Annotated in this window: 12 protein-coding genes and 1 pseudogene; 11 read left to right on the top strand and 2 right to left on the bottom strand. The window is 53.3% G+C overall.

The features are described 5' to 3' along the window. Positions 1–84 precede the first annotated feature (84 nt). From CKW14_RS03210 to CKW14_RS03160, 11 genes and pseudogenes are all read left to right on the top strand, one after another. Positions 85–942, top strand: coding sequence for a sugar phosphate isomerase/epimerase (locus CKW14_RS03210; RefSeq protein ID WP_095124644.1), 858 nt, complete (start codon positions 85–87; stop codon positions 940–942). 77 nt (positions 943–1,019) lie between these two features. Then, positions 1,020–1,424 carry a nuclear transport factor 2 family protein gene (locus tag CKW14_RS03205; protein WP_176471245.1) on the top strand — a complete coding sequence of 135 codons (405 nt, stop codon included), beginning with the start codon at positions 1,020–1,022 and terminating at the stop codon, positions 1,422–1,424. After that, complete coding sequence (locus CKW14_RS03200; RefSeq protein WP_095124642.1) at positions 1,421–2,386, top strand: LLM class oxidoreductase; 966 nt, start codon at positions 1,421–1,423, stop codon at positions 2,384–2,386. The genes CKW14_RS03205 and CKW14_RS03200 overlap by 4 nt, the downstream gene beginning before the upstream one ends. Before the next feature lie 25 nt (positions 2,387–2,411). Continuing rightward, positions 2,412–3,626: a multidrug effflux MFS transporter gene (locus tag CKW14_RS03195; protein ID WP_095124641.1), complete on the top strand. Its 1,215-nt coding sequence runs from the start codon at positions 2,412–2,414 to the stop codon at positions 3,624–3,626. A gap of 34 nt (positions 3,627–3,660) precedes the next feature. Beyond that, positions 3,661–4,215 carry an NADPH-dependent FMN reductase gene (locus tag CKW14_RS03190; RefSeq protein WP_095124640.1) on the top strand — a complete coding sequence of 185 codons (555 nt, stop codon included), beginning with the start codon at positions 3,661–3,663 and terminating at the stop codon, positions 4,213–4,215. Positions 4,216–4,654: 439 nt separating this feature from the next. Next, positions 4,655–5,647 carry an LLM class flavin-dependent oxidoreductase gene (locus CKW14_RS03185; protein ID WP_095124639.1) on the top strand — a complete coding sequence of 331 codons (993 nt, stop codon included), beginning with the start codon at positions 4,655–4,657 and terminating at the stop codon, positions 5,645–5,647. Between the two features lie 276 nt (positions 5,648–5,923). Continuing rightward, complete coding sequence (locus CKW14_RS03180; RefSeq protein WP_095124638.1) at positions 5,924–7,102, top strand: MFS transporter; 1,179 nt, start codon at positions 5,924–5,926, stop codon at positions 7,100–7,102. A gap of 615 nt (positions 7,103–7,717) precedes the next feature. Then, a complete protein-coding gene (locus CKW14_RS03175; protein WP_095124637.1) occupies positions 7,718–8,287 on the top strand; it encodes a cytochrome b in 570 nt (189 codons plus the stop codon). 508 nt (positions 8,288–8,795) lie between these two features. Beyond that, positions 8,796–9,161: pseudogene (locus tag CKW14_RS03170) on the top strand (isochorismatase family protein); the annotation flags it as partial. Between the two features lie 271 nt (positions 9,162–9,432). Continuing rightward, a complete protein-coding gene (locus CKW14_RS03165; protein ID WP_095124636.1) occupies positions 9,433–10,494 on the top strand; it encodes an SDR family oxidoreductase in 1,062 nt (353 codons plus the stop codon). 51 nt (positions 10,495–10,545) lie between these two features. Further along, entirely contained in the window at positions 10,546–10,755 is a 210-nt protein-coding gene (locus tag CKW14_RS03160) for a hypothetical protein (protein WP_095048484.1), read from the top strand. A 962-nt stretch (positions 10,756–11,717) separates the two neighbouring features. Here CKW14_RS03160 and CKW14_RS03150 read toward each other — a convergent pair. Together CKW14_RS03150 and CKW14_RS03145 are read right to left on the bottom strand one after the other, a co-directional pair. Continuing rightward, positions 11,718–12,128, bottom strand: coding sequence for an arsenate reductase ArsC (locus CKW14_RS03150; RefSeq protein WP_095124634.1), 411 nt, complete (start codon positions 12,126–12,128; stop codon positions 11,718–11,720). Between the two features lie 128 nt (positions 12,129–12,256). Further along, positions 12,257–13,030: a ParA family protein gene (locus tag CKW14_RS03145; RefSeq protein WP_095124633.1), complete on the bottom strand. Its 774-nt coding sequence runs from the start codon at positions 13,028–13,030 to the stop codon at positions 12,257–12,259. Positions 13,031–13,105 lie beyond the last annotated feature (75 nt).

Here is a 13,105-nt window from a genome sequence, read left to right as displayed (position 1 = left end):
AAAGGAGCATAATGAGGTTTATCGCAACAAAGCTCTACCTTAGTCTGTTCTCACGTTGATTCCAATCCTAAAGAGGACAGAGAAATGAATACTCAAAATATTGAACTGCTTGCTGCGTATTGGACTATTGCAGGTGACATCTATCCGATGGGCCCCACCGAAGTCAGCCCGTACTCGTTCGAGGATCGGATGGAAGCTGCGGGCAACGCGGGCTTTAAAGGCATCGGCTTGGTTCACAACGGCATGATGGATACTGTCGACAAGATTGGATATCCAGCCATGAAAGCCATTCTCGAAAAGAACGGTATCAAGCATGTGGAGTTGGAATTCCTGGTTGACTGGTACCACACCGGCGAACGTCGCCGTCAGTCGGACAAGGTTCGCCAGGAGCTACTCGAAGCAGCTAAAGCTTTGGGCGCTCGCTCCATCAAGATCGGCCCTGGCATCGGTGAGGACACTGCGGACATCGACTTGATGGTCAAGGAGTTCACCCTGCTGAGCCAACAGGCTGCAGAGGTCGGTGCCAACGTCGTTCTGGAAATTATGCCTTTCAGCAACGTGCGAACCATCGAAACCGCTTTGGCAATCGTGGAAGGCGCCAACCAGCCAAACGGCGGTCTATTGCTCGATATTTGGCACCTCCAGCGCGGTGGCATCGACTTTAACGATATCACCAAGATCCCGGCTCGCTTCATCAAGTCGATCGAGCTCAACGACGCTCACAAATACGCCATCGAACCACTGTGGATGGACACCATTCACAAACGCGTCCTGCCAGGCGACGGTACTTTCGACATCCCGGCATTCATCAAGGCTGTTCAGGCTGCTGGCTATGAAGGCCCATGGGGTCTTGAAGTGCTGTCTGACACTCACCGCATGCTTCCTCTAGAGCAGATGGCAAATAGCGCCTACGAGAAAACCATGAGCCAATTCGGCAAATAACTCAGTAGTCGCACCTGCTTTCAGCTCCCCACGCGGAGCTGAAAGCCCCCTTTTTTCTCAATCGGAGCCGCGAAACTGTGAGCACTGAAAAAACCCTCGAAGTGATCCGCACCCTTTTCGCAAAGATCTCGTCCGGACAAAGCCCGGAGGCCATTGCGGAGTGCTTTAGCCAAGATGTGGACTGGAGCATTCCTGGTGCTTCTGACATAGCACCTTGGGTTGGCCCGCGCAAAGGACGTGTTGCAGTGGCTGCATTTTATCGCGACTTTGGAACCTATCTGCAGCCCCAAGAATTCAACATCAAGTCGTTGATGGCCGATTACGAACGCGGTGTCGCGCTCGGCTCACTGCAGTGCCAAGTCATACGTACTGGCAAAACCATCATCAGCGAGTTCGCGATCGAATTTGAAGTCATCAACGAGCTGATCACGCGCTACCGCTTCTTCGAAGACTCCTACGGAGTTGCGGTGGCTGCCCAATGAGTTTTGGCGTCGATCTGAGTCACCATACTGGATTCGAGCGTGCCTTCCAGCAAGGCCGCCTCACCCTCGGCTTCATCATGGCAATTGAATCCTATAAGGGCGCAGTACCGACGCTGGCCAACCACGCAGAACTCGCCTGCCGGGCTGAGCAACTTGGCTTTGCAGCACTCTGGGCTCGCGATGTTCCGTTGCTCGACCCAAATTTTGGCGACGTCGGTCAGGTGTTCGACCCCTTCGTTTACCTGGGATACCTAGCCGCCAAGACCGTACGCATAGCGCTGGGGACATCCAGTGCGGTACTACCGTTGCGCCATCCGATTCACCTGGCGAAAGCCGCTGCATCTGTCGATCAGTTATCCGGTGGACGCCTGCTGCTGGGCGTGGCATCCGGTGATCGCCCGGTCGAGTACCCTGCTTTTGATATTGATTTCGAGACGCGAGGGCAAAGGTTCCAAGACACCTTCCACGCGTTGCGGCAACTGACAGAAGAAACGTTCCCGAAGATGGGCACCAAGGGCCTGATCAGCATGGATGGGCAAACGGATCTTCTGCCCAAACCAGTCCATAACCGCATACCGGCGCTGGTGACAGGCACGAGCCGACAATCACTGCCATGGATCGCCGAACACGCTGATGGTTGGCTCTACTACATCCTGGATCACCAGACGCTCCGCGCTGCAGCCAAGGACTGGAAAGCCCTTGTTGCTGAGCATTGCCCAGGTAAATTCAAGCCCATGCTTCAAGGCATGAATTTCGACTTGGCAGCGAACCCGAATGAGATGCCTCAGAAGATTCACTCAGGCTATCGGATGGGGCGAAATGCGCTGATTCAGTTTCTGAAAGAGGATGAGCGTATCGGCGTTTCGCATATGGCGTTCAACCTCAAATATGGCTCAAGGCCAGCAGATGAGGTCATGGAAGAGCTCGCCGAATTTGTCCTTCCGCACTTCCCTAGCCACTAAACTTCAAGCCAATGAGTCCTGATTAATGTCCGTGTCACGCCCTCTGTGGCTATACATTTTGTTGTTGGGTGCCGTCACAGCGCTGCCACCACTCTCTATCGATATGGGATTGCCTGCAATTGCCGACATCAGTCAGGCGCTTGGCGTATCTCTAGCCTCCGCTTCTCAAACCCTGAGCGTGTTTATCTTCGGATTCGTGCTGGGGCCATTGCTCTTTGGGCCACTGTCTGACCGGATCGGTCGACGCCCTATTCTTCTCGCCGGCTTGGTGTTGTTCACCATCGCAGGCATTGCCTGCACCTTTGCTCAGGACATCACCCTGTTGCTCAGTGCGCGCTTCCTACAAGGATGCGCAGCCGGAGCGGCTGCAACACTTCCCATTGCCATTGTCAGAGACCGTTTTGAGGGTGTTCAAGCCCGCAAGCTGCAGAGCCATTTGGCACTGGTCAATAACCTTGCGCCGCTGATAGCACCACTGCTCGGCTCAGCGATTCTGGTGGTGGCTAACTGGCGGTGGATCTATGCCGCGCTGGCCGTATGCGGCGTGATTCTCTGGTGCCGTGCCCAAACGAGTTTTGATGAAACCGCTACGCGCAAAAGCTCCCATGCCGCCGCTTCGCTCCTCACTTCCTACCTGAGCGTTCTGAAGAGCAAGAGATTCTTGGTTTCGACCTTGATCATGGCTTTCAACTTCGCAGGTATGTTTGCCTATATCGCAGCCTCGCCCCTGGTGTTTATGAACAACTTGGGCCTGACCAGCGCTGGCTTTGCTGTGCTATTCGCTCTGACAGCCATGGGCACAATCTCAGGCTCTTGGATAAATGGAAAGTTGATACACGCGGGCTTTGCAGAGCACCGCGTGCTTGGCGGCGCATTGCTCGCTAGCTTGCTGATCAGCCTGGGATTGGTGGTCGAGTCCCAACTGGCCATTTACCCGCTTTACATCCTTACGGCGCTGGTGGTCTTGAGCAACCTGTGTACCGGCATTGTCATGCCAAACGCCACTCACTCGGCGCTTGAAGATCTATCTACAACTGCTGGGGCGGGTGCAGCGCTGCTACGTGCAACTCAAATGCTTGGAGGGGCCTGCGCAAGCCTGTTGGCCGGTGTGTTTTATGACGGCCAAACATCTCATGCCATGGCGGGGGTGATGCTTGCGTGTGCGGTGTTGGGTGCCCTGACTTTCGTGATCGGCTACCGCTCAGTCATGCCACACCCATTCGGCGAACAAGCCGGCTGATTCTTTCTTCATCTCCACTTATAAGGACTTCAAGATGCAACCACTGCGGTTTGTCATACTCCTCGGTAGCCTGAGAAAAGCCTCGTTTCATGCCACGCTGGCACGCTCGCTACCGTCCTTGGCGCCTGAAGGCGTTTCGATCGAGTTTCTGGGATCTGTGGGGGACATCCCGCATTATGATGCGGATGTTCAGGCCGAAGGTTTTCCGGAGTCAGTAGTGAAGATGGGCAAGGCCATCAAACAAGCCGATGCCGTCATCATTGTCACACCTGAGTACAACTACTCAGTGCCTGGCGTACTGAAGAATGCTTTGGACTGGATCTCACGCTTACCCGACACTCCATTTGCCGGGAAGCCCGTTGCGATTCAAACAGGATCACCTGGCCAGATCGGTGGGGCCCGTGCGCAATATCACCTGCGGCAGATATTGGTGTTTTTCGATGCCTTGGTACTCAACAAGCCCGAGGTCATGGTCGGTCAACTTCCCAGCAAGATTGATCAGGTCAATGACCAGATCAGCGACGCCCCGACCCGAGACTTCATTGCCAATCAACTGGTTGCACTGAGCAAAATGGTTTCACGGGGCTAGGTCTAGCATGCGCTGAGGATGTGCCGACTTGCTCGTCACATCCTCGCAGTGGCCCCCCCCAAAAAAAAATTGTGGATCTGAGCTCAATTTTGAGTACCCCATCCAAGCGTTTATCGCCTTTGATGGCGACGTGGTAGTGCCGCCCGCTGCACCTGATCACATTTCAGGAAAAGCGCTGCGGATAACCATGCAGCTTGTACAAGCGATCGTTCACTATCAGTAAGACATTCCTGACCGTGGCAATTGGTCATTGCGTACACCGCCATTAGAAGGGGCCTACTAAGGCCACCCCGAGCTGCTTTGGCATTGAGGGTAGGGATTTACTCCTCTCTCCGAAGCCATGTAGCGTTTTACTCAACTCTGTAGCGAGTAGCGCGGCGTTTATAAACATTCTTTCAACTGACACACTGGGTTCTATGTTTCCTAGGAGCGTGACCCCATGACTGCACTGTCCATCCTCGACCTCATTCCCATCAACGCCGGCAGTACTCTGGCTCAAACCTATGAGAATTCAGTAAAGCTTGCTCAGCATGCAGAGGCATGCGGATACCGACGTTACTGGCTCGCCGAACACCACAACATGCCTGGCATTGGCTCCTCGGCAACCACACTGTTGATGAGCCATCTCGCAGCAAACACCACCTCGATCCGCATTGGCTCCGGGGGAATCATGCTGCCGAACCACTCGCCGCTCACAGTGGCTGAACAGTTTGGTACCTTGGAAACGCTTTATCCTGGTCGCATTGATCTCGGGCTTGGTAGGGCTCCAGGCGCAGACAGCATGACAATGCGAGCGTTGCGCCGCTCCGCTGAAACCAGCGCAGATCAATTCCCATCGGACGTCGTCGAGATCCTCGACTACTTCGAAGACAACGGTCGCCAGCCTGTGCGCGCTGTTCCTGGCGCGGGGCAGGACATCCCTGTTTGGATTCTTGGTTCCAGTACTTATGGAGCAGGTTTAGCCGCTCACTTGGGATTGCCGTATGCGTTCGCCTCCCACTTCGCTCCCAGGATGATCAAGGAAGCTCTGCAGGTTTATCGCTCACAGTTCAGACCATCCCACCACTTGGACAAGCCGTACGTGATGGCTGGGATCAACGTTTTCGCAGCCGAAACGCGCGCGGAAGCGGAATTCATCGCAAGCTCGCATCGAAAATGGGTTGCAGGCGTTCACACTGGAAATATCACGCTACTACCGGAACCCGTTGAGGGCTACATGCAGGCTATTCCTCCAAATCTTCGCGCAAGCTTGGAGCGTGAACTTGCTTTCACTGCAATCGGCACGCGCGAAGACGTGCGCTCGACAATGATGGAATTCATAGAGTTCACAGGGGCTGATGAACTCATGATCGATGCTCGGATCTTTGAGCCAGCAGCTCGCCGTAAATCCTACGAAATCGCCGCTCAAGCGCTTGCTGATGAGGTCGATTGAGAAAAACTTCGAGCGGCGCCTAGCCGCTCGTAGGTAGTCGCGCGCTTGTCTATTGCCATATTCAAAAACAGCAATTTAGAGTAGAAAAATACTCAACTCAGTTACTACTAACCGTGCCTTTATCTGCACAGACGATATTGGCAAAGTTACATCCTGCAAGATCCATCCCCGGCGAAGTATCGCCGCAACAAGAAGTGGCGAGCATCCCATCGCCCTCCTCCCCATCAGGCTCGCCTTGAGGCGCGCCACTCCAACTCAACACAAAGGATGAAAACCATGCCTTTAGCTTTATGGGCGCTGGCCCTCAGTGCATTCGGCATCGGAACGACTGAATTCGTCATTGCAGGGCTTCTGCCCCAAGTGGCCGCAGACTTCAATATTTCCATCACCCAAGCCGGTAACTTGGCCACCGTATACGCCTTGGGCGTGTTTGTCGGCGCGCCGCTCTTGATCATCTTGGGCACCCGAATTCCTCGCAAAGGCATGCTCATGCTTTTGATGAGCCTGTTTATCATTGGCAACTTCGTCACAGCAACCGCAAGTGATTTCAATATCGCTCTGCTGGGTCGCCTTGTGACCTCTTTGACGCACGGCGCATTCTTCGGCATTGGTGCAATCCTCGCCGCCGACCTAGTTGCGCCAAACAAGCGTGTTCAGGCCATCTCCTTCATGTTTTCAGGCCTGACTGTAGCCAACCTGTTAGGCGTCCCGGTAGGTACGTGGCTAAGCCAAGTAATGAGCTGGCGTGACACTTTCTACGCAATTACTGCGGTGGGTGTGCTGGGGTTCGTTGGCGTCATGATGTTGGTACCCAAGATCCCGAACCACGAGCGCCCTCAAATCAGGAAAGAATTCGCAGCGTTTGCGAACACCCGTGTGTTGCTAGCGATGGGTATCACTGTCTTCGGCCCAGCGGCCTTCTTCACCTCGATTACCTATATCGCGCCGATGATGGTCGACATCGCCAGATTCAATCCTGCTAGCGTGACATGGCTAATGGTCGTCTTCGGTCTCGGCCTGTTCCTCGGCAATATCCTGGGTGGCCGTTACGCTGACAGGGCTCTGATGCCGCTGCTTTATCTGACGCTGGGTGGCCAGGCAATCGTCTTGCTGATCTTCAGCGTGACCGCGCACAGCCAGATCATGTCGGTGGCCTGTATCCTGCTCATGGCTGGATTCGGCTTCGCGACCGTCTCCCCTATCCAGAAACTTGTAATGGACAAGGCGCGAGTGGCAGGAGCTCCAACGCTGGCATCTGCGGTAAACATCGGCCTGTTCAATCTCGGCAACGCTATTGGCGCTTGGATCGGTGGCCTCGTAATTGCTGCTGGTCTTGGCCTGGCATCCCCCAACTGGGCAGGCGCTCTGCTCTCGGTGATTGCGCTTTTGCTCGCGCTGGCGTCTGGCGCGCTTGATCGTAAGCACAGCGAATCCGCCTCACTCCAGACCGCTTAAATGTTGATGCCTCCTAGCTGGCAGCGCTAGAAAGGCTTGAGAGGTAGCGCTAAAAGCGCTGCCTCTCAAGTTTCGAGATCGTCACTCGTTGGATATGAAGCTCATCGTAGCGTCTGACTCACCGCTTTTCCTGCTTCATATGCACTGATGCTCCCGTATCAGGCTTTCCCTCATTTGCTTGGTGCGTTTCAGTATCCCCGAAGCAGCCTGACAACAAAAATACTGTTGCCAAAGCCATGCCTAAATTTCTAACCCTTATCATCGCAATACCTCCTATCGAATACCTCTAATCCGAGATTAATCCGATATAGCGGTTCCATAATTGCCTGGTTTACTCTGAGTAGAATAAAAATCACCAATAGGCTTAGAGCTTTTGACTACGATCCGACTTTGGACAGACATTCAAAAGCTTGAGGCGTGCGTGTCAGAGAAGGGCCAAGTTCTGCGCTACAAGATGATGCACCGTGCGCGAGTCGCTTTTCCTTGGTCTATCTTCAAGGGAGGGGCGATGTATATAGGTGTAGACTTGGAGTCTACTAACAGTAAACCAAGCTATATTTTTTGCGCGCGAAAACTTATGACATCCTTAAGATCATTTCTTAATGGACGGCAAACATGTCTAGACGTAGCCCTTCCTACACAAGTACCGCAAAACTGTTGCACTGGTCGATGGGCAGCATTTGGATTGGAGTGTGGATCGTAGGTGCCTTGGCAGTGTACTTCCGAGAAGAGCTGAATCCTTCCCATGGGCTGACTTTTTGGCACAAGGCGTTTGCCAGTGCCCTTCTGTTCCTCCTAGTGATCAGGGTGGCATGGCGAGCTACTCATCAACCGCCTGCCATGCCGGAGAACATTTCTCCTCCCATGAGGCGCCTGGCGCATGCTGGTCATTTCATCCTGTATGCGCTTGCACTGATAGCGCTGCCAATTTCAGGATGGGTGTGGAGTTCGGTCGCTGACAAGCCGATCATGGTGTTGGGGCTGTTTAAATTGCCGGCGCTGGTAGCGCCTCAGCCGGACGCTTACGACTTAGCAAAATGGGTGCATGTCATTTTTGCTTGGAGTTCCGCTGTGCTTGTCTTGGGCCATGTGGCGATGGCCTTGAAGCATCACTGGATTGATCGAGATGGAGTGCTCCTGAGCATGGCGCCTGATTTCCATCGCAAGAAGCCTCTTGACCGCTGACTAAGTTGGATAGCGATAGGCTGGTATTCCTCGAATTCGGGTAACTTGCCGGTTCGATAGCCTTCCGGCAAGTCACCTACTCAGGCTACGTCCCCACTCCAGATAAAGTACTTCGGCAACTGCACCAGATCCCATCGCAATCATCGCGGAGTTGATTCTCGCAGGAAAGGAGAACCTGTCGGTGCACTTCTGCTGCCCAGGTCACCACGACTGCGCCTTTTGAATGAAGCACTTCGATTCGAGTCGTGGCTGGGAGAGGTTGGGTCTCAATTGTCGACTCCTAAACCTTGAGCGGAACAGAGACAGTTTTCAGTGGCAGGTTTTTCTGCCCATGCATCCGACACCATTTAAAGGCGAGATTGGCACTGAGGTTGTGGGTCAGGCGACATTGGCAATCTATGTGCCAGCTTGCGGGCAAGCTGAAATAAGCACACGATTTGAGGCTCTTCTGAGTGCCTATGGTTTCAATCCGGTAGAGCGAAGCTATGCCACGCTGCGCTTGGACACGATCAATGCTTGGGACAGCGAAGACTTCGTCAAGGTGATCAAGGCCACCGGGTGCAAGCAGATAATCATCGCCGGTGTCGTAACGGATATGTGTATGGCGTTCCCGACCCTGTCGGCACTGGAGGGAGGTTTTGATGTGTTCGTGGTGACTGATGCGTCCGCCACCTTCGATACCACCGTGCAGCAAGCCGCGTGGAGCCGCATGACTCAGGCCAGCGCACAAATGATGAACTGGTTCTCGGTAGCTTGTGAGCTGCACCGCGACTCGCGCAACGACATTGAAGGCCAGGGGAACTTGGTATCGCAGCAGATTCCCAGCTACCACAAGATGAACAGCTACTCGGCGGTGACGGCACATCAATCGTAAATTTGATGTGAAACTCAAGGGCCGCATTGCGGGGTTTAGGCGTGTCCTACACGTGAGACAGCCTCATGGCTCAATGAATGGAGCCTATTACGCCGCCTTTTATAGCCAAACAAAGATCACTTGGTCAGCCAGAACTCTAAGGTGGGCAATAGCGAACGGTTATTTCATCCGAATAATATGCATCGCATACAAAAGACGCTCATACGCATCCGGTTTAGGTTGAACCTCCGTTGCTTATAGGAACTCCCAAACCTAAATCTAGGAGAAACGTATGACCCAGACAGCTTTGGTCGTGGGCGCCAGCGGCATCGTCGGCAGCGCCATCACTCAGTTACTCATCGACAACAAGTGGCAGGTCGCCGCGCTGTCGAGGCATCCGTCACAAGTGCACGGCGTAATACCTGTCGCGGCAGACCTTCAGGATCCCGCTTCGCTGGAACATGCGCTGGCGGATTTGAAACCCACTCATGTGTTCATTACCACGTGGTCACGGCAAGCCACAGAAGCCGAGAACATTCGTGTTAATGCCGCCATGGTTCGCAATGTGCTCACCGCCATTCGCCCAGCCAAGAGCGTCGAGCACGTAGCGCTGGTCACTGGCCTGAAACACTACCTCGGCCCGTTCGAAGCGTATGGAAAAGGCAGCCTTCCGCAAACACCCTTCCGCGAAGAGCAGGGTCGCCTGGATGTCGAGAATTTCTATTACGCCCAAGAGGACGAGCTCTTCGCCTCTGCTGAAAAGGACGGCTTCACGTGGAGCGTTCATCGCCCGCATACCGTCACCGGGGTTGCCGTAGGCAACGCGATGAACATGGCAACCACCCTCGCCGTCTATGCCTCGATTTGCAAACAAACCAATCGCCCTTTTGTGTTTCCCGGATCAAGAGTGCAGTGGGACAGCCTTACCGATATGACGGATGCCCGTCAGTTGGCGAGACAACAACTGTGGGCGGCCACCACGCCGGCTGCAGCCAACCAAGCATTCAACGTCACCAATGGCGATGTGTTTCGTTGGAAATGGATGTGGAGCCGAATTGCCGAGTATTTCGACTTGCCTGCTGCCGATTATCCCGCTTCACTTTCACCCCTTGAGCAGCAGGTGACTGACGACCAAGCCGTATGGACGAACCTGGTTGCGGAACACGGTTTGAAAGAACCGGATATTGGTCGCTTGGTGTCCCCATGGCACACCGATGCAGACCTTGGTCGACCAATCGAAGTTGTCACGGATATGTCGAAAAGCCGTGCCATGGGCTTCACCGCCTACCAGGCGAGTGATCAAGCATTTTTCGACGTGTTCGACAAACTACGCGAAATGCGCTTGATACCCTAGGTCGTTTCAGAACAGGTTTTCTCAGAAGATTCCAAGGAAAGGAGAAGGAAAATGGCAGGCGAATACTCGTTGTCCGACGTGCTGGAAAGGATGTATCAGAATCAGCTCGCTCTAGAAGCGGCATTAATGGAATTGACGTTGCACGCTGAAGCTCAGGGGCACGCAGACGTCGGAGACAATGTCCGAGGAGCGCTTTACGCAATTGGTGAAAACGCTGGCCACATCAAGCAAGGTTTGGCACGCCTCAAGAAGTCTCTATGAATACCTCTTACATTTTTTTCACGTCCATCGGCGTACGGTGAAGTCAGCTCCTTTTACGATTCACAGCCCGCACTCCCCATGGCGGGCTTTTTTTTGCCGCAATAATGCTTCGAGTAAGCATGTTTGGTTTGGTTTGGAGGCTCGAAACCTCTTCATGGCAGATCAATATCGAGCATCAGCGGATCTGATTTTAAGGTGGGCACTGAGAGAGGCCGGCCACTGCAGTTTTGAAGTGGCTGACTGGTAACCAGATTTAGGGAAACCGATTTTTTTCTCGAAATAGGCAGGCTGCAGAAAATGGAGGTTTGGCTAAGCTCGCAGTGACGTCAGCATGACGCTTGAGCTCGGGATGGTCTGCATGACGCAAAGGGAGCTGCTACATGGAACCTGATATTAGATCATTGGTTGCTATAGGCTTGGCTGTAGTCACTTGTCTCGTTTTCTTCCTTCGCCACCTAATGTTGCGGCGGTGGCATCGCCAGGAGCAGGAAGCGTTTATGACTGCATTGCGATCCCTACACATCTCTCACTTCGAGCTGCTCTTAGACAGAACTGTCTTTCCTAGTAGGCTCTCGCCTGGTGAGGTGTACCGGATAATTCATAATCAAAACGACGGATACTTTCTCTATCTTCATACGAGAGGATCACCGGGAGTTCTTCAGCCATTGAGTAAAGAGCGCGCAATGCTTGCAGTGGAGTTGAATAGCTAGCTGAGATGGTCGGTATAGCCACAAATCGACATATGGTCGCCCCAATCAACGCTTCAACAAGGCTGACCCGGTTATCACTACTTCGAGACTTAGAAGACTTTCAATGAGCGTTGGGCATCCTATTGATCCGAACTACTCTCCTCACGTCGTGCTTTTGGAGCCTGTTCGCAGTGGCGTGGATGTACAACCTGATTAGTTTTTAGCTTTTGTACCGACCATTGATGGTACTGAATTGGCCGATGCCTCAAGTCACTATCTTGTTTTCACGGTTACGAACATTTTGATGCGGTCATGAATCTCTTGCAGCGCATGGCGAAAAGGTTCATGCCTTTCACTGGTCGTTGGGTCTTCAAAATTCCACACGATGACCTCACCGGAGGACGGCATACGTGAGCTCTCTTCGGAAGACTTATCACACAGAGTGATCACGTAATGAAACTCTTGCCCATCAAATTCATTGATCGATTTGCTACGCAAGCCAATGGTCTCAATGCCAATGTGATCAAGGGACTCCACGGTTCGCGGATCGACCTCGCCGAGCTCCAGGCCGGCACTGAATGCTTCGAAGTTTGATGAGTCAGTGTGGCTAAGCAGGGCCTCCGCCAAAAGCGAACGGACGTCGTTTTTGGCGCAGACAAACAGCACCCGGATTTTGTCAGCCATTTCTTTCCCCCTCCCGATCCAACGGTGATCTGAGAAAACGACATCGCTTAGTAAAGCAGCGTTTTTATCATCCGACCTCTAGTCGGTGGCGATGTACTATTTCCAAATCTTTCATTGCTCGCGCCGATTTAGCCTGCGTCCTCCAGCACATGCAGGAGGTCAACAAACTGGCGTGTGAGCTTGTGATTTCTATCGAGGTGAATCAGAGGCTGGCACCGTTCATGAGACTCACGCATCTTGATCGAATTGCCGAGATAGACAGGAAGAATCGGCAATCCTTCCTTGATGAGTTCTTCGACCAAATTACGGTGGAAACCCGTCGTGGTCAGATAGTGGTTGATGACAATTCCCTCCACCACTAACGATTCGTTATGGTCAGCTTGTAGTTCGGCCACTTGTGCCAGTACCTGGTACAAAGCTTGGCGAGCGAATGTATCGCAATCAAATGGAATCAGAACCGCATCAGCAGCGATGAGCGCACTGAACGAATAAAAATTCATCGCAGGAGGCGTGTCGATGTATATCCGGTCGTAATCCTGGGAAATGTCGTCCAACAGCCGCCGCAGCTTGTTTATCTTGAATTTCGCTTCCAGCTTTGGCTGCAAATCCGCGAGCTCGCCGCTGGCCGTGATGAGGTGAAGATTGTCGTAGGGTGTCTCTACGATCCGAGCACGGCTTTTTTTGGGGGCAGGCCCTGAAGACAATGTTTGCTTGAAAAAGTCTGCGATACCCACCGGGATATCATCACCGAACAGGCCCGTCAGATAGTAAGTGGAATTGGCCTGGGCATCCAGATCAACAACGAGCGTTCGATAGCCTTCCATTGCGCTTGCAGCAGCCAGGTTGCACACGATGCTCGACTTGCCAACACCTCCCTTTTGATTGAAAACAACACGACGCATCGATGCCCTTCCTGCGGCAAAAGACTTCAGTTTATCGATTTCCCGCGAACCCACAGCAACAACTTGATGAATTTT

It is taken from the genome of Pseudomonas sp. Irchel s3a12 (genome assembly GCF_900187485.1).
Taxonomy (GTDB): domain Bacteria; phylum Pseudomonadota; class Gammaproteobacteria; order Pseudomonadales; family Pseudomonadaceae; genus Aquipseudomonas; species Aquipseudomonas neuropathica.
The sequence above is the reverse complement of the archived record's forward strand: the minus strand, read 5'-3'. Positions and strand labels throughout refer to the sequence as shown.

Coding starts and splice junctions, on each gene's coding strand:
- CKW14_RS03210 (WP_095124644.1), top strand. CDS start 85: ATGAATACTCAAAATATTGAACTGCTTGCTGCGTATTGGACTATTGCA.
- CKW14_RS03200 (WP_095124642.1), top strand. CDS start 1,421: ATGAGTTTTGGCGTCGATCTGAGTCACCATACTGGATTCGAGCGTGCC.
- CKW14_RS03195 (WP_095124641.1), top strand. CDS start 2,412: ATGTCCGTGTCACGCCCTCTGTGGCTATACATTTTGTTGTTGGGTGCC.
- CKW14_RS03190 (WP_095124640.1), top strand. CDS start 3,661: ATGCAACCACTGCGGTTTGTCATACTCCTCGGTAGCCTGAGAAAAGCC.
- CKW14_RS03185 (WP_095124639.1), top strand. CDS start 4,655: ATGACTGCACTGTCCATCCTCGACCTCATTCCCATCAACGCCGGCAGT.
- CKW14_RS03180 (WP_095124638.1), top strand. CDS start 5,924: ATGCCTTTAGCTTTATGGGCGCTGGCCCTCAGTGCATTCGGCATCGGA.
- CKW14_RS03175 (WP_095124637.1), top strand. CDS start 7,718: ATGTCTAGACGTAGCCCTTCCTACACAAGTACCGCAAAACTGTTGCAC.
- CKW14_RS03165 (WP_095124636.1), top strand. CDS start 9,433: ATGACCCAGACAGCTTTGGTCGTGGGCGCCAGCGGCATCGTCGGCAGC.
- CKW14_RS03160 (WP_095048484.1), top strand. CDS start 10,546: ATGGCAGGCGAATACTCGTTGTCCGACGTGCTGGAAAGGATGTATCAG.
- CKW14_RS03150 (WP_095124634.1), bottom strand. CDS start 12,128: ATGGCTGACAAAATCCGGGTGCTGTTTGTCTGCGCCAAAAACGACGTC.
- CKW14_RS03145 (WP_095124633.1), bottom strand. CDS start 13,030: ATGCGTCGTGTTGTTTTCAATCAAAAGGGAGGTGTTGGCAAGTCGAGC.